Annotated in this window: 15 protein-coding genes and 5 pseudogenes; 7 read left to right on the top strand and 13 right to left on the bottom strand. The window is 67.6% G+C overall.

The features are described from left to right. Positions 1–8 precede the first annotated feature (8 nt). From CG747_RS50300 to ppgK, 8 genes and pseudogenes are all read right to left on the bottom strand, one after another. Positions 9–356 (bottom strand): annotated as a pseudogene (locus CG747_RS50300) (helix-turn-helix domain-containing protein); the annotation flags it as partial. Between the two features lie 104 nt (positions 357–460). Continuing rightward, positions 461–1,900, bottom strand: a complete 1,440-nt coding sequence (gene zwf, locus CG747_RS41880; RefSeq protein WP_257981086.1) for a glucose-6-phosphate dehydrogenase — start codon at positions 1,898–1,900, stop codon at positions 461–463. Beyond that, on the bottom strand, positions 1,792–2,289 hold the full coding sequence (locus CG747_RS51190) for a 6-phosphogluconolactonase (RefSeq protein WP_180985948.1): 498 nt from the start codon (positions 2,287–2,289) through the stop codon (positions 1,792–1,794). The genes zwf and CG747_RS51190 overlap by 109 nt, the downstream gene beginning before the upstream one ends. Positions 2,290–2,294: 5 nt before the next feature. Continuing rightward, positions 2,295–3,326 (bottom strand): phosphogluconate dehydrogenase (NAD(+)-dependent, decarboxylating), encoded by a 1,032-nt coding sequence (gnd, locus tag CG747_RS41870; RefSeq protein WP_100607139.1) that lies wholly within the window; start codon positions 3,324–3,326, stop codon positions 2,295–2,297. A 10-nt stretch (positions 3,327–3,336) separates the two neighbouring features. Beyond that, positions 3,337–4,965: a glucose-6-phosphate isomerase gene (pgi, locus tag CG747_RS41865; RefSeq protein WP_100607138.1), complete on the bottom strand. Its 1,629-nt coding sequence runs from the start codon at positions 4,963–4,965 to the stop codon at positions 3,337–3,339. Positions 4,966–5,012: 47 nt separating this feature from the next. Beyond that, a complete protein-coding gene (tal, locus tag CG747_RS41860) occupies positions 5,013–6,086 on the bottom strand; it encodes a transaldolase (protein WP_100607137.1) in 1,074 nt (357 codons plus the stop codon). Then, the gene (tkt, locus tag CG747_RS41855) at positions 6,083–8,149 is read right to left on the bottom strand and encodes a transketolase (protein ID WP_257981085.1); all 2,067 of its coding nucleotides are present in this window, start codon (positions 8,147–8,149) and stop codon (positions 6,083–6,085) included. The genes tal and tkt overlap by 4 nt, the downstream gene beginning before the upstream one ends. A 53-nt stretch (positions 8,150–8,202) precedes the next feature. Next, a complete protein-coding gene (ppgK, locus tag CG747_RS41850) occupies positions 8,203–8,943 on the bottom strand; it encodes a polyphosphate--glucose phosphotransferase (RefSeq protein ID WP_257981084.1) in 741 nt (246 codons plus the stop codon). A 324-nt stretch (positions 8,944–9,267) separates the two neighbouring features. Here ppgK and CG747_RS41845 point away from each other — a divergent pair, with 324 nt between their 5' ends. Continuing rightward, positions 9,268–10,071 carry a Cof-type HAD-IIB family hydrolase gene (locus tag CG747_RS41845; protein WP_100607135.1) on the top strand — a complete coding sequence of 268 codons (804 nt, stop codon included), beginning with the start codon at positions 9,268–9,270 and terminating at the stop codon, positions 10,069–10,071. Positions 10,072–10,140: 69 nt separating this feature from the next. Continuing rightward, positions 10,141–10,689 carry a ribose 5-phosphate isomerase A gene (gene rpiA, locus CG747_RS41840; RefSeq protein ID WP_100607134.1) on the top strand — a complete coding sequence of 183 codons (549 nt, stop codon included), beginning with the start codon at positions 10,141–10,143 and terminating at the stop codon, positions 10,687–10,689. On the opposite strand, the gene CG747_RS41835 is transcribed toward rpiA, so the two are convergent. From CG747_RS41835 to CG747_RS51185, 3 genes and pseudogenes are all read right to left on the bottom strand, one after another. After that, entirely contained in the window at positions 10,622–10,843 is a 222-nt protein-coding gene (locus CG747_RS41835; protein ID WP_100607133.1) for a potassium-transporting ATPase subunit C, read from the bottom strand. The genes rpiA and CG747_RS41835 overlap by 68 nt on opposite strands. A gap of 19 nt (positions 10,844–10,862) precedes the next feature. Beyond that, a pseudogene (locus tag CG747_RS41830) lies at positions 10,863–11,360 on the bottom strand (potassium-transporting ATPase subunit B); the annotation flags it as partial. 11 nt (positions 11,361–11,371) lie between these two features. Then, a pseudogene (locus CG747_RS51185) lies at positions 11,372–11,528 on the bottom strand (DNA cytosine methyltransferase); the annotation flags it as partial. Between the two features lie 141 nt (positions 11,529–11,669). Between CG747_RS51185 and CG747_RS41820 the strand changes: the two are divergent. The 5 genes and pseudogenes from CG747_RS41820 to CG747_RS41800 form a co-directional block, all read left to right on the top strand. Then, positions 11,670–11,978, top strand: a pseudogene (locus tag CG747_RS41820) (histidine kinase); the annotation flags it as partial. A gap of 279 nt (positions 11,979–12,257) precedes the next feature. Beyond that, the gene (locus CG747_RS41815) at positions 12,258–13,127 is read left to right on the top strand and encodes an alpha/beta fold hydrolase (protein ID WP_100607132.1); all 870 of its coding nucleotides are present in this window, start codon (positions 12,258–12,260) and stop codon (positions 13,125–13,127) included. A gap of 230 nt (positions 13,128–13,357) precedes the next feature. Continuing rightward, entirely contained in the window at positions 13,358–13,573 is a 216-nt protein-coding gene (locus CG747_RS51180; RefSeq protein WP_374701888.1) for a hypothetical protein, read from the top strand. Positions 13,574–13,673: 100 nt separating this feature from the next. Next, positions 13,674–13,871 (top strand): hypothetical protein, encoded by a 198-nt coding sequence (locus tag CG747_RS41805; protein ID WP_374701887.1) that lies wholly within the window; start codon positions 13,674–13,676, stop codon positions 13,869–13,871. 115 nt (positions 13,872–13,986) lie between these two features. Further along, the gene (locus tag CG747_RS41800; protein ID WP_308303843.1) at positions 13,987–15,147 is read left to right on the top strand and encodes an ISAs1 family transposase; all 1,161 of its coding nucleotides are present in this window, start codon (positions 13,987–13,989) and stop codon (positions 15,145–15,147) included. 40 nt (positions 15,148–15,187) lie between these two features. On the opposite strand, the pseudogene CG747_RS41795 reads toward CG747_RS41800, so the two are convergent. Continuing rightward, positions 15,188–15,328 (bottom strand): annotated as a pseudogene (locus tag CG747_RS41795) (IS5/IS1182 family transposase); the annotation flags it as partial. A 99-nt stretch (positions 15,329–15,427) separates the two neighbouring features. Then, positions 15,428–16,021 (bottom strand): lipoprotein, encoded by a 594-nt coding sequence (locus CG747_RS41790; protein ID WP_257981082.1) that lies wholly within the window; start codon positions 16,019–16,021, stop codon positions 15,428–15,430. Between the last annotated feature and the right edge of the window lie 14 nt (positions 16,022–16,035).

Raw genomic sequence — 16,035 nt, 5'->3', positions numbered from 1 at the left:
ACCGAGCAGGTGACATGGAAGCGCCGGCCGATCACGGTCCTGACCCTGGGCAGGGTCCATCGCTGGTCAGCCCACCCATGCGCCGCAGGCCCCAGGGCCGATTCCTCTTCCAGGAACGCGAACTGTGCGTCGGTCAGTTTCGGACGCCCGGGCGATCCCCTGGAGGCCAGTCCTTGCACGCCGACCTGGCGCCATGCGTGTCGCCAGCGTTCCACCGACCGCTCGGTGACTCGCAGTTCCTTCGCGAACTGCGAGTTCTTCTCACCCCGCGTGAACCGTTCCGCGGCTTCCAGTCTGACCTGTTCCCGGGCCTGCCGCCGTTCGGCACTCAGGCCACCCCCTTGCGCATATCGCATGAACAAGGCGTACCGCAGGGATCACCGCCCGCCACCACCGACTTCACGCCGAAAGTTTCAGTAGGCGTCGGCCAAGAGGTTGTTGATCAAGAAACGCGGCTGTGTCAGTCCGGAGACCTCGCCGGGAGCCATGGTTCGTGCCAGTGCGGATATCCGGCGACGAGCTTGCTCGCTTCCGCCGGTCCCCAGGTCCCCTGCCGGTAGCGCTCGGGGTCGCCAGGCGCCTCCAGCAGTGGCTGGACGATTCGCCACGTCTCCTCCACGGAGTCCTCCCGGGTGAACAGGCTCGCGTTGCCTTGCATTGCATCACTGAGCAGGCGCTCGTACGGCTCGGGTGCCTCACCGAGCGCCGCCTCGAAGAGGAGGTCGAGGTCCACCAGCTGCGTGTCCTGCTTGCCTGGCTGCTTGGCCTGGATGCGGAAGTTCACGCCAGGGCTCGGGTCGATGCGCAGGATCCACTGGTCGGGCTCGGGCGCGAACCGCTCCGCGAACGCAAGCCGCGGCGGGCGCCTGAACACGATCCGGATCTCGGTCACACGCTCGGGGAGCGACTTGCCGGCGCGGATGAAGAACGGAACCCCGGACCAGCGCCAGTTCTCGACCTCCAGCCGCAATCCGACGAAGGTCTCGGTGCGCGAGTGCGGCCGCACGCCGGGGACCTGCAGGTACCCCTCGTACTGCCCGCGGACGTAGTGGGCCGGGTCGGCGTCGGGGATCGCCCGGAACACATCGACCCGGCGGTCCCGGAGCGCGTCCGCATCGGCGGCTGATGGCGGTTCGGACGCCACCAGGGCGAGCAGCTGCAGCAGATGGTTCTGCACGACGTCGCGGAGCGCGCCGACCGGGTCGTAGAAATGGCCGCGGTCCTCGACCCCGAAGTCCTCGGCCATGGTGATCTGCACGCAGGAGATGTGGTCGCGGTTCCACACCGGCTCGAACACGGAGTTGGCGAACCGCAGGAACTGGATGTCCATCGCCGGCTCTTTGCCGAGGAAGTGGTCGATCCTCAGCAGCTGATCCTCATCGAGGAGCTGACGCAGCTCGGCGTTGAGGGCGCGCGCCGACGCGAGGTCATGCCCGAATGGTTTCTCCACGACAACCCGGGCGCCCTTGGTCAGCCCGACGCCTGCCAGGCCCTCGACCACCCGGGCGAACAGCGACGGCGGGATCTCCAGATAGAAGACCGGGTGCCGCTTGCCGTCGACCGCCCGGGCGAGGCGATGGAACGTCTCCGGGTCGGCGTAGTCGCCCTGCACATAGCTGAATCGGGCGGCGAACCGGGCCAGGACGCTTGCGTCCAGCGGCTCGCCCGCTGCCTCGATCGCCGCGCGGGCGTGGTCACGCAGCGCGTCGTCGGACCATCCGTCGCGCGCCACTCCGACGATCGGGCAGGTCAGCAGCTTGCGCCGCTCAAGCCGATAGAGCGAGCGGAACGTCATCTTACGAGCGAGGTCACCACTGATCCCGAAAATGACCAGCACGTCTGCAGGAACGTTCGACGAGTTCGAAGCCACCTCATCCTCCTTACGGAGCCGGCACGGCAATAGGCTCGGGCATCATGGTTCTGCCGACGGCTGGGCGCCGACGCGGTCAGGACCCCGGCCGGCCGCCGTCGCGTCCGCGAGGACGAGCGACGCCGCCGCCTCGACCCGGCCGGCGGGCATCGATCGGTCTCCCGCAGGTGCGTGAGGTTACGGTCCGGGTCGCCGTCGGGCGCGACCCGCTCGTCGACCTGGAATACCGCCACGCGCTCCCAGGGGACGTCCTCATGTGCGAGCCGCGCGAACATCGCCCAGGGGGTGTGCCCCCCGCTGACTGCGAACGTGAACCGGCCGTGGGCTTGCACGCAGGCCCGGGCCAGCCGCGCCACGAACGCCGCCGCGGTGCCGGCGACCGCATCGGGGTCGGCGACGACCTCGAGTTCGTGATGCACAGCGGTCAGCCCTTCTTCTCTGCGTGCCCGCCGAACTCGGAGCGCATCGCCGAGAGGATCTTGTCGGCGAACTCCCCGGCCTGCCTGGACTCGAAGCGTTCGTAGAGCGAGGTGGTGATGACCGGTACCGGGACGCCTTCGTCCACCGCTGCGAGGACGGTCCAGCGGCCTTCCCCGGAGTCGGAGACCCGCCCGGCGAAGTCGTCGAGGGAAGGCGACCTGGCGAAGGCGTCGGCGATCAGGTCGACCAGCCACGAGCCGACGACCGAGCCACGCCGCCAGACCTCGGCCACCTCACCGACGTCGATGTCGTACTGGTAGGCCCACGGATCGCGCAGCGGCGTCGTCTCCGCGTCGACCTCTTGCCGGCTCTTGCCGGCGTCCGCGCGCTTGATGATGGCGAGGCCCTCGGCGATCGCGGCCATCATCCCGTACTCGACCCCGTTGTGGACCATCTTCACGAAGTGCCCGGCGCCGTTCGGCCCGCAGTGCAGGTACCCGAACGGGGCGGTGCCGTCGGTCCGGGTCCGGCTCGGCGTCGGCTCGGCGCTGCCCTCGCCAGGAGCGATCGTCTTGAAGATCGGGTCGAGATGGGCCACGACCTCTTCCTCGCCGCCGATCATCAGGCAGTAGCCGCGCTCCAGGCCCCAGACCCCACCACTGGTCCCGCAGTCGACATAGTGCAGCGACTTGTCGGCAAGACGCCTGGCGCGCGTGATGTCGTCGCGGTAGTAGGAATTGCCGCCGTCGATGACGATGTCGCCGGGTTCCAGCAACGGCTCGAGCTGGTCGAGGATGGAATCGACGATCGCAGCCGGCAGCATGAGCCACAGGGCCCGTGGCCTGTCCAGTTTCGCAACGAAATCCGGGAGTGAGTCTGCGCCCGTCGCACCCTCGCCGGCCAGTTCGGCGACGGCGGCCGCGTTGACGTCGGACACGACGCAATGGTGACCGTCTCGCATCAGCCGACGCACCAGGTTCGCCCCCATCCGGCCGAGCCCGATCATCCCGAGCTGCATGGGCTTGTCTGTCGCCATGGGGTGCCTCCTAGTCCTTGAGCGTGCGGTAGTGCCGGATCAGCGCGTTCGTGGACGAGTCGTGGCCGAGCTCAGGCTCGGTCGCGCTCTCGAGCTCCGGGATGATCGCGACAGCAAGCACCTTGCCGAGCTCGACGCCCCACTGGTCGAAGGAGTCGATGCCCCAGATCGTCCCCTGGGTGAACACGCTGTGCTCGTAGAGCGCGACCAGCGTGCCGAGCCGGTACGGGGTGAGCACCTCGGCCAGCAGCACGTTCGTCGGGCGGTTGCCCTCCATCACCCGGTGCGGCGCCACGTCCTGCGCCGTCCCCTCGGCGCGCACCTCGTCCTCGGTCTTGCCGAAGCCCAGTGCCTGGGCCTGGGCGAAGACGTTCGACGAGAGGATGTCGTGGTGGCTGCCGAGAGGGTTGAGCGACTTGCCGAAGCCGATCAGGTCCACCGGGATCAGCTTGGTGCCCTGGTGGATCAGCTGGTAGAAGCTGTGCTGCCCATTGGTCCCCGGCTCCCCCCAGTACACCGCGCCGGTCTGGTAGTCCGCCGGCACGCCCTCAAGCGTCACGTGCTTGCCGTTGGACTCCATGGTGAGCTGCTGCAGGTAGGCCGGGAAGCGCTTCAGGTACTGGTCATAGGGCATCACGCCGACGGTCTGGGCGCCGAAGAAATCGCCGTACCAGACGGCGAGCAGTCCCATCAAAACCGGCAGGTTCTGTTCGAACGGCGCGGTGCGGAAGTGCGTGTCCATCGCGTGGAACCCGGCGAGGAGATCGCGGTAATGGTCGGGGCCGACAGCGAGCATCGTCGAGAGACCGATCGCGGAGTCCATCGAGTAGCGCCCGCCGACCCAGTCCCAGAAGCCGAACATGTTCGCGGTGTCGATGCCGAACTCGGTGACCCGTTGCTCGTTCGTGGACACCGCCACGAAATGCCGGGCGACCGCCGCCTCGTCACCGAGCTGCGCCAGGACCCATTCACGCGCAGAGCGGGCATTGGTCATCGTCTCCAGCGTCCCGAACGTCTTCGAGGCGATGATGAACAGCGTCTCTTCGGCGGCCAGATCACGGGTCGCCTCGACGATGTCCGTCGAGTCGACGTTGGACACGAACCTGAACGTGAGATCGCGCCGGCTGTAATGTCGCAGCGCCTCGTAGGCCATGACGGGCCCGAGGTCGGAGCCGCCGATGCCGACGTTGATGATGTTGCGGATCGGCTTGCCGGTGGCGCCTCTCCAGGCGCCCGAGCGGACCTGGTCCGCGAACGCCTCCATCCGGTCGAGCACCTCGTGCACCTGCGCGACGACGTCCACCCCGCCGACGACGAGCGAGGACTCCTTCGGCATCCGCAGCGCCACGTGCAGCACCGGCCGGTGCTCTGAGACGTTGATCCGATCGCCGGCGAACATCTGGTCGATGTGCTCGCGCAGTCGCGACTCCTCGGCGAGCCGGAGCAGCAGCCGCAAGGTCTCGTCGGTGATCCGGTTCTTCGAATAGTCCAGGTACAGGCCGGTGGCCTCTGCCGCCATCCGCTCGCCGCGTCCCGGATCGGCGGCGAACAGCTCGCGTAGGTGGCGCCCGGCGATCTCGGAGTAATGGTCCGCGAGCGCCTTCCACGCAGAACGCTCGCGCAGCGCGGTCGATGGCATGGCTCGCTCCTCTCTGATGGGTTCAGTCCGGCCGCTCGGCGCCGAGGTCAGGCCACGGCCTTGCTCTGCACGTCGATTCGCTCCATGAGGTCGTTCCAGGCCGCGACAAAGGACTTGGCGCCATCGCTCTGCAAATGGGCGGCAAGCGCCTTGACGTCGACGCCCGCGCTCGCGAAGCGGGCCAGTATTGCCTCGGATTCGCCCCCGTCCGACGGCAGTGTCTCTCCGATCTCGCCATGGTCGAAGAAGGCCTTCAGGGTGTCGTCGGGCATCGTGTCGATCGTGAACGGCGCGGCCAGACCGTGGACGTAAAGCGTGTCGGAGGCGGCCGGGTCCTTCGTCCTCGTGCTGGCCCAGAGCAGCCGCTGCATTCGCGCGCCGGCGTTCTCCAGGCGCTGGAAGCGCTGTGAGCCCATCACTTCGCGGTACGTCCGGTACACGTCGAGGCCCACGGCGAGGGCGAGGGTGTCGGTGAGGTCGGCCGGTGCGGTGTCCTTGACCGCCACGTCCCAGCGTGACATGAACACCGACGCGACCGAGCCGACAGCGGGGTCCTGGCCGGCCTCCACCCGGCGCTCGACGCCACGCAGGTAGGCGTCAGCCGCGGCCCGGTAGTGGTCTGCCGAGAACAGCAGCGTCACATTCACCGGAACGCCCGAGGCGATGGCCTCCTCGATCGCCGGCAGCCCCTCGGGTGTCCCGGGGATCTTGATGAAGAGGTTGCGCCGGTCGGCCCTGGCGTGCAGCGCCTTGGCGGCCTCCACCGTTCGCTGCGTGTCGTAGGCGAGCAGTGGCGAGACCTCCAGCGAGACCCAGCCGTCGACGCCGTCGGTGCGTTCGTGGATGGGCAGGAACAGGTCGGCGGCCCGCTGCAGGTCCTCGATGGCCAGCTCGAAGAACAGCTCCTCGCCCTTGCGTCCGCCCGCCGCCTTCGCGCGGATCGCGTCGTCGTAGTCACCGGAGCCGATCGCCTTGTCGAAGATCGAGGGGTTGGAGGTGAGCCCTGTCACCGAGTACTGGTCGATGTAGTGCTGGATCTGGCCCGTATCGAGCATCGAACGGGTGATGTTGTCCAGCCAGATGCTCTGGCCCTGCTCATGGAGCGCCTGGGTTACGTTCATGCCTGCTCCCTACCGGCGGCCACGCACTCGCGGGCAACCTGGGTGACCTTCTCGGGAGTGAAGCCGAATTTGGTCAGCAGCATCTTGAGCGGCGCCGATGCCCCGAACGTGTGCATGCCGACGACCGCGCCGCCGTCGCCGACGTAACGGTCCCAGCCGAGAGTCGCCGCCTGCTCGACGGCGACCCGGGCCCTGACCCCGGGCGGGATGATCGAGTCGCGGTATTCCTTGGGCTGACGGTCGAACAATTCCCAGCAGGGCATGCTGACCACGCGAGCCGCGAGGCCCTCGGCGGCGAGCTCGTCACGGGCCGCAAGCGCGAGTTGCACCTCCGACCCGGTGGCGAGCAGGATGACGTCGGGCTTGCCGTCCGCCGCGTCGACCAGAACATAGGCTCCCCTGGCCACCCCGGATGCGGCCCCCATCTCGGAGCGGTCGAGGGTCGGCAGTGCCTGACGGGAAAGGACCAGCACCGCCGGCTCGTGCCTGAGCGCGGCGACGACCCGCCACGTCTCGACGACCTCGTTCGCGTCGGCCGGGCGAAACACCAGCAGCCCCGGCATCGCGCGCAGCGACGCAAGCTGCTCGACCGGCTGATGGGTGGGACCGTCCTCGCCGACCCCGATCGAGTCGTGGGTGAAGATGTGCACGACCGGGATCTCCATCAGCGCTGAAAGCCGGATCGCGCCGCGTGCGTAGTCCGAGAAGATCAAGAACCCCGACCAGTACGAGCGCAGTTTGGTCAGCGCCATCCCGTTCGTGATCGCGGTGGCGGCGTGCTCGCGGATCCCGAAGTGGAGGTTGCGCCCCGAGCGGTCATCGGCCTGGAAATCGCCGGCGCCGGAGAACATGAGGTTGGTCTTGGTCGACGGCGAAAGGTCCGCCGACCCGCCAAGCACCCACGGCACGGCTTGGGCAAGCGCGTTGAGCACCTGGCCGCTGGATTCACGGCTGGCGATGCCTTTGGGGTCGGCCGGGAAAGTCGGCAGCGCCGACTCCCAGCCCTCCGGCAGCTCACGCCGCTGGATACGCACCAGCTCGTCGGCGAGCTCGGGATAGGTAGTTCGGTATGCCTCGATTCGAGCCTCCCAGCCCGTCCGGGCTTCGCGACCGCGCGTGCCGACTCCTGCGGCGAAGTGCTCGTAGACGCCGCCGGGAACGAAGAAGTCCTTGTCTTCCGGCATCCCGAGGAACCGCTTGGTCGACTTGACGCCCTCCACGCCGAACGGCGCGCCGTGCGCCTTGGCGGTGTCCTCGACCGGTGACCCGTAACCGATGTGGCTGTGCACCACGACGAGTGTCGGGCGCTCATTCTCGGACTTGAAGGTGTGCAGCGCGCGGGCCACCGCTTCGAGGTCGTTGGCGTCGGCCACGGTGGTGACGTTCCAGCCGTAGCCGATGAACCGGGCCGCCACATCCTCGGTGAACGTGATGTCGGTGTGGCCCTCGATCGTGACCCGGTTGGAGTCGTAGATCCAGCAAAGGTTCGACAGCCGCTGGTGGGCCGCGAGCGAGGCAGCCTCCGAGGAGACCCCCTCCATCATGCAGCCGTCGCCGGCCATCGCGTACACGTCGAAGTCGAAGACGGTGAAGTCGTCGCGGTTGTACCGGGCGGCGAGCCACTGCCCGGCGATCGCCATCCCGACCGAGGTCGCAACGCCCTGGCCGAGCGGGCCGGTCGTGGTCTCCACGCCGCTGGTCCACCGGTACTCCGGGTGCCCGGGGCAGTGCGAGCCGAGCTGGCGGAACGTCCTGAGGTCGTCGAGACTCACGGCGGGTCGGCCGAGGACCTCGTAGTCGGGGTCGACGGCCTGCACGCCGGTGAGGTGCAACAGCGACCAGAGCAACGCGGAGGCGTGTCCTTCCGACAGCACGAAACGGTCGCGGTTGGGCCAGATCGGGTCGGCCGGGTCGAAGCGCAGGAAGCGTTGCCAGAGCGTGTACGCGACCGGGGCGATCCCCATCGGCGTCCCCGGATGGCCGGAGTCGGCCGCCTGGATGGCGTCCATGCACAGCGTGCGGATCGTGTTGACGGAAAGGGTTGCCAGGTCGTTGCTGCTCAATGCGAGCCTCCCTGAAGGTACTGCCCCTGCGCTCATATCGAGAGCGCGGCAGACTAAGGCTGAGCTTTCCCGGCCGGGGCGAAGAGCGCCGCGCCGACAATGCCCGCATCGTTCAACAGCTGCGCCGGCACGATCTCGGTCCTGAGCTCGATGTACGGCAGGAACTTGTCGGCCTTCTTGCTGACGCCGCCGCCGATGACGATCAGGTCGGGCCACAGCAGCCGCTGGACGAGCTCGAGATACCTCTCCAGACGGTGCGCCCATTTCTTCCAGGACAGGTCGTCGTGCTCGCGCACTGACTCCGCGGCCCAGTCCTCGGCATCCCCGTGGTGCAGCGGCAGGTGTCCCAGCTCACTGTTGGGCACCAGGTACCCGTCGGAGAAGACGGCGCTGCCGATACCGATGCCGAGCGTCACCATCACGACGACGCCCTTGCGTCCCTTGCCTGCGCCGAAGCGCATCTCGGCGATCCCGGCCGCGTCGGCGTCGTTCACCACCCTCACGTCGCGGCCGGTCGCTCGTGCGAAGAGCTGGGCCGCGTCCGTCTCCATCCAGGCCGGATCGATATTGGCCGTCGTCTGGACTTTGCCGCCCCGGATGACGGCCGGGAGCGTCAGCCCGACCGGTCCTGGGACGCCGATCCGGGAGAGCACCTGCACGACCACGTCCGCGACTGCCTCCGGGGTCGCCGGATGCGGGGTCGGGATCCGGACCCGCTCACCGATGAGGCTGCCGAACTCGAGGTCGACCGGCGCTCCCTTGATACCGGTCCCGCCGATGTCGACCCCCAGCACCTGGGCCGCCTTGTCCAGACCTTCCTGCACCACCGCCCGCTCCCCTCAGGGGCTGGCCCAAAAATGTGTTGTGTAAATATTGGACGTCAAACCCCGTAAGAAATTCCCCATACAAAAATTAACATTAGCACATATCCCTTATATTCGCTACATCACTCTTAATCGGGTTATATCGAAGAATAAGGGGTATACCCAAGCATTGTGCGCCCTGGCATTGACCTTCCTCTCCGTTCGAGAGGAACGCGAATACGACTCATGCCAGCCGCGACAGTAACCTCCCGCGACTTCCGGAAACCGGCCGCGACCAGAGCTTACGGAGGCGTGATGCCAACCCGCCCGATCCGCCTGCTTCTTGCCGACGTCGACGGCACTTTGGTCACGAGCGACAAGGTCCTCACCGACCGCGCCGTCCGGGCGGTCCACAAGCTCTACGACGCCGGCGTCCTCTTCGCGGTGACCAGCGGGCGACCACCCCGCGGCATGTCCATGATCATCGAGCCCCTGGCACTGACCACTGAACTCGCCGCCTTCAACGGTGGTCTCATCGTCAACCCGGATATGACCGTTGTCGAGCAGCAGGTCATTCCCACGGAGGTGGTGGCCCCGGTCGTCGCGCTGATGGAGTCGTTCGGCCTCAGCGTCTGGATCTACCGGGGCGCCGACTGGTACGTCCGCGACGTGAAGGGGCCGCACGTGGATCGCGAGAGCTGGACGGTGCAGTTCGCGCCCACGCCCGTTCCCGGCTTCGACGGGCTCGAGCAGGGCACCGCCAAGGTCGTCGGGGTCAGCGATGACCACCAGGTCGTCGAGGCGGCCGCGGTCGCAGCTCGCGCGCAGTTCGGCGACCATGTCTCGGCCGCCCGCTCGCAGCCCTACTACCTCGATGTGACCCATCCGCAGGCCAACAAGGGCGGTGTCGTCAAGTACTGGTCCGCCAAGCTCCGGATTCCCCCCGAACAGATCGCCACGATCGGCGACATGCCCAATGACGTACTGATGTTCGCCCACTCGGGACTATCCATCGCGATGGGCAACGCCAGCCACGAGGTCCAGCGCGCGGCGAGGCGGGTGACGACGAGCAACGAGGAGGAGGGCTTCGCGAAGGCGGTCGAGCAGTTCATCCTATGACCCGCGTCACCGCATGCCCGGGCCTGGCCGCCCTGAGTCTGAGACCCGGCCTGGTCAAGGAGGAGGACCGTGAACGTCGAGCTTGAGAAGCAACGTGCCGCCGAGGCTGCGGCCGAGCTCGTAGAGGACGGCATGACCGTCGGCCTCGGCACCGGCTCGACCGTCGCCTACCTCCTGCCTGCGCTGGCCCGCCGCGGTCTGTCACTGCGGTGTGTCGCGACGTCGCCGCGGACCGAGGAGGCGGCCCTGGCGCTCGACCTGCGGGTCGAACCGTTCGGCAGCATCGACCGCTTCGACATCACGATTGACGGTGCGGACCAGATAGCGCCGGACGGCTGGCTCGTCAAGGGCGGCGGCGCCGCGCACACCAGGGAGAAGATTGTCGCGGCGGCCGCCGACCGCTTCGTCGCGGTCGCCGACTCGAGCAAACAAGTGACAGCGCTGCACCCGCCGGTCCCGCTCGAGCTGCTCGAGTTCGGGCTGGCCGCGACCATGCGCCTGCTCCACCCGGTCACCCTGCGCGACGCGCCACGCAGCCCCGACGGCGGCGTTATCGCGGACTACCAGGGTGCCGTCGACGACGTCGCGGGCCTGGCGACGGTCCCCCGTCGGGCGTGATGAGGGAGCCGTTGGCCTTTTGGGGGAACGCGGTCTGGGCGATGGCGGTGACCAGCAGGGGATAGGCGAGGCCGGTCAGCACGGTGAAGACCAGCAGTATCCGCAGGGCCGTCAGATGCTGCCGGAGGGCGGGCGGGAGGCCGTGGGTACGCATCGTGGGGTCGTCGTCTCCTTCAGCGCAGACCGGGGACGAACTGGATGAGGAGGTCGATCAGTTTGATGCCGAGGAACGGCAGGACCAGGCCGCCCAGTCCGCACAGCCAGATGTTGCGGCTCAGCAGCTTGGCGGCCAAAGAGGGGCGGTAGCGCACGCCGCGCAGCGCGAGCGGGATCAGCGTGACGGTGATCAGGGCGTTGAAGACGATCGCTGACGAGATCGCGGAGGTCGGGCTGTGCAGCCGCATGATGTTGAGACGGTCCAGGCCCGGATAGACGCCGGCGAACATGGCCGGGATGATCGCGAAGTATTTCGCGACGTCATTGGCGATGGAGACGATGGTCAACGCACCGCGGGTGATGAGGAGTTGCTTGCCGATCTCGACGATCTCGACGATCTCGATGAGTTTGGTGGGATTGGAGTCGAGGTCGACCATGTTGCCGGCCTCTTTGGCGGCGGAGGCGCCGGTGTTCATGGCGACGCCGACGTCCGCCTGGGCGAGGGCGGGGGCGTCGGTCAGTGGCATTAGGCGGCTGGGGTGAAGCCGTCGGGGTTCAACGGCACGCGAACGTGCGGTGCCAGCAGGTGTGCGGCGAGCCGAGGGGGAACCGCGTTGCCGATCCGAGCGGAGGATCGGGCCTTTGTAGCCCCGCCGGGGGTAGTTGGCGGGGAAGGATTGCAACGCGGTGCGCGCCACTGCGGTGCACCACGGTCACACCGTGCTGCACGTTTCTCAGGCTCCGGGCTTGGCATGATTGTGGTGCTTGACTGAGTCGCCGCGGGCGACGAACACGTCGGCGACCAGAGTCGGAGGGAACAGGCCGTGCTCGACGACGCCGGGGGTGGCGCCGAGCAGCCAGGAAAGCTCAAGGTGTTTCTCGGGGCGGCTCCGGGGGTCGGCAAGACCTACCGGATGCTGGACGAGGGAGTCGCCGCGCGGCGCGGCACGGACGTGGTGGTGGCGTACGCCGAGTGCCACGGCCGGCCGCACACCGAGGAGAAGCTCGACGGGCTGGAGATACTGCCGCGGGAGCACCGCGCATACCGTGGTACGTCGTTCAGTGAGCTGGATCTCGATGCCGTCCTCGAGCGCCGCCCCGCGGTCGCGCTCGTCGACGAGCTGCCGCACACGCGGGGACATGCCGAATCCTAGTAGTTGACGGTTCAAACATGTTGGCCCCGACTTGCCGCGGGACGGTCGCTGAGGTTCGCTTGGTGATCAGCCGGTCGGCTGGCCGGCGGCAATCGCGTGCGGGCTACAGCAAGCATCGGATGACCACCGCGTGCAGGAGTTTCGATCACGCGGACGGCTCACCGCTGCCGGCCCGCTTCTACGTCGTCCCGCCCAGTTCAGGGCGGTGCCGCTGTCCGGTTCGGCTTTCGTGTCGCGCTGAACGAAAGGGCCAGAACGATGGCATACGCCGTGCATCACCGTACTGTGGCCGTCAAGGGCTTGGAGGTGTTCTACCGGGAGGCCGGTGACGCTCAGGCGCCCGTCGTGGTCCTGCTGCACGGCTTTCCGACAAGCTCGCACATGTTCCGGAATCTGATCCCGGCCCTCTCGGATCGCTACCGGCTCATCGCACCCGATCACATCGGCTTCGGCCAGTCGGCGATGCCGAGCGTCGATGAGTTCTCCTACACCTTTGACGCCCTCACCTCGATCACCTCGGGGTTGCTCGACCGCCTGGGTGTTAGCCGGTTTGCCATGTATGTACAGGACTACGGCGCACCCATCGGGTGGCGGCTTGCGCTGCGGGACCCACAGCGCATCACCGCGATCATCACTCAAAACGGCAATGCCTACACCGAGGGCTTCGTCAAGCCCTTCTGGGACGGCCTGTTCGCCTACGCCAAGGCGCCGAGCGCGGAAACCGAAGCTCCGGTGCGCGGCGCGCTGACCGCCGAGGTCACCCGCTGGCAGTACGTGAACGGTGTCGCCGACCAAAGCCTCGTCAGCCCCGACAACTGGGTCCACGACCAGGCACTGCTCGACCGGCCGGGCAACGAGGAGATCCAGCTCAAGCTCTTCCGCGACTACCCCACCAACGTGGACCTCTACCCGGCCGTGCAGCAGTACTTCCGCGACTCCCAGGTGCCGCTGCTGTCCGTCTGGGGCGCGAATGACGAGATCTTCGGCCCGGAGGGCGCGAAAGCCTTCCAGCGGGACCTGCCCAAGGCCGAGATCCACCTGATCGAATCCGGACACTTCGCCCTGGAGAGCCATCTGGAGACCATCACCCAGCACATCCGCGACTTCCTCAGCCGCACTATCACCTGACCCGGTCGCAGGAGGCCGTGGCACGGCCGGCCTCACGTCAACCTGACCCGCGCCGGGGGAACGAGCAGGCTGCCTCGCCATTTCAGGAGGAGGGTTATGCGTGCCATCGTGATCGAGAAATTCGGTGGCCGGATAGTCTCGTCTACACGGAGCTACCGGAACCCGAACCCAAGGCCGGTCACGTCGTGATCGAAATCAAGGCTTTCAGCCTCAACCACGCCTAACTGCACATGCTCAGGGGCGAATGGGCCGAGGCCGCCAAGGTCAGCGGTATCGAGTGCGTCGGCCTGGTAAAAGCTTGCTCTGGCGGTGAATTCCCCGTCGGCGCTAAGGTGGCGGCGCTCATGGGCGGCCTCGGACGCACCATCCACGGCAGTTACGCCGAATACACGCGGGTGCCGGCCTCGAATGTCGCCATCATCGAGTCCGACCTGCCCTGGGCTTAACTGGCCGCTATCCCAGAGACGTTCTGGAGATCACCCCAGGGCACAGGGCTGTTGCAACGAGTTCATCGAGCCGCGCGAACGCCTGCTCGCCGACGGCCGGTTGGTCGAGTTCTCGGAGTGGGAGACCTCCGAGCGAACCGAGATCGCGGGCGACATCGCGTCGCGCTTCGGCGAGTACCGGAAGGCCGGCATCCTGGACGGCGAGCCGTTCGAGGGCGGCGGGACCAAGACCATCCAGTTCGTCCGCACCCCGGAGGGCTGGCGGATCGCGGCGTTCTCCTGGTACGACCAGCCCTGAGAGTCCGCAGGTCGCGGCGGTCCAAGGAGCGCGGGCTGGGCCGTCACGCACGCAGCGAAGCCCCGGTTGAACGGGGTGACCTTCCCAAGTCGCCTCGCACCACCGGAGCTTCGATGTGTCGTCAGCCTGCCACCGTCTGCCTGATCAAGTCGCCCGCTCTGGAGGACACTGCGGGTTCTCGCTGGTGGAGCGGTTGCCGCTGTTGCCGGATCCCCGTCGACGTCGAGCGGTGGGTCACCCGTGCGTGGCAGTGCTGCTGGTTGCCGCCTCCGCGGTTGTCTCCGGCGCACGCTCGTATACGGCTGTCGGCCAGTGGTCCGCCAACGCGCCGCAGCACGCCCTGGCCGATCTGACCGGCGCTGATCCTGCCGGCTCGGACTCGGTGGCGCTCGACGGCAAGGCCGCCCGCGGCTCCCGACACGGCCAGACGCCCGCCGCCCAGCTGCCGGCCGCGATGACCGGCGACGGCCGAACCGTCACCCAGCTGCGGGTCCCCGACAAGACCAACGAAATCACCTGCTTCGCCGCGCTACTGGCGCCCTTCGACCTGACCGGGGTCACCGTCACGGCCGACGCCCTGCACACCCAGCGCGCGCATGCGCGCTTCCTGGTGGACGAGAAGAAGGCACACTACCTCTTGGTGGTCAAGGCCAACCAGCCCGAACTGCACCGCAGGCTGCGATCACTGCCGTGGAAGGACGTCACCGCCCGCCGCTACGACCGGGAGATCGGCCACGGCCGCCGGGAGACCCGAGTGACCAGGGCCCTCACCGTGACCGACCTCGGCCTCGACTTCCCCCACGCCGCCCAGGCTGTACGCATCCTGCGCCACCGCACCGACCGCACGACCGGAACCGTCAGCCGCCAGACCGTCTACGCGATCACAGACCTGACCTCGCATCAGGCATCGCCCCAGCGGTTGGGCCAACTCGCCAGGTCGCAGCGGACCATCGAGAATCGGTTCCACTTCGTCCGCGACACCACCTTCGCCGAGGACGCCTCGAAGATTCGCACCGGCCATGGCCCCGAAAACATGTCGACCCTACGCAACCTGGCGATCAACGCGCTCCACGCCGCCGGACTCCGCAACATCGCGGCCGGCATCCGGCACGTCTCCTACGAGCCCTTCACCCGCCCGCTCGACCTACTGGGCATCGTCCGACCAGCGCGACTACAAGATCACCGGACTTTGCAACGGCCCCGCGGCGACACCAAAGCACTGCGAGATCTGGCCCGAATACGGAAGGATTCCGGGGACCTAAGCGTTGTCCCGTAAATGGTCTACGGCATCGTGTTGACCTGCCCGTTCTCTGTCGCCCGGCGAGGATGAGGTTGTGTAGGCGGGCGATCCCGAGCATGGCGCACGCTATCGCCCTTGAGCCGACAGTCGTGCAGGATCTTCCAGGTCTTCATACGGCGAAGGCGTGCTCGACGCGGGCACGGACCTTGCCGTGGGAGGCCCAGCGCGTGGGCCGGGCCTCTCGCTACTTCCATGCACTGGGGACCGTGACACCCGCTGAAGGTGAGTGTTCCCCACCGCATGCAGGCTGCAGGTGTCAGGAGGTAATCCGTAGGGAGGACTTCACTCGGTCGAAGACCTTGCGGGTGCGCTCGTCGGCGCCGGGGTTGTTGGCGCCGACTCCCAGCAGGATCGTGGCATCGGACGTGACAACCGCGATCGTCCGCCTTCGGAAGGTCGGGACGTTCGGGGCCGGCGGTTGGACCGTGTAGCCCATTTCCGCGGAGGGGTGCCCCGCGATCGTCAGCCGGCTGGTGTACTGGTCGTGGTAGTACTCGCCGTAGTTGCTCATGCCCTGGCCGTCGTAGTCGAACAGAGCCTTGAGCGGATCCGCGCTCGTCCTGCCCTTGTCGTAGACCTTGGCCCAAAGACCCATCTGCGTCTTCCCAACGCCCCATTCAAGGTCGCAGGAGGCGTACCGGGTCGACCGCTCCTTGTCGACCACGTTCCCATGCTCCGATTTCTTCCACGACGTTGGAATCTCGAAGGTCACCGGCAGTTCGCACGCCGAACCTGCACCGCCCACCGCCGCGACGTGCTCGCCCTCGTCCAGTGAACAGCCTAGGGCTGCCCCGGCCAGCAGCGCGGCGACCAGCACCCCCGCGATCCGTCGTCGTATGCAGCTCGACACCCGGGTCCCCCTCC

This window comes from Streptomyces sp. CB02959 (assembly GCF_002803155.1).
Classification (GTDB): domain Bacteria; phylum Actinomycetota; class Actinomycetes; order Streptomycetales; family Streptomycetaceae; genus Streptomyces.
This window is presented reverse-complemented; position numbering and strand designations above follow the sequence as displayed.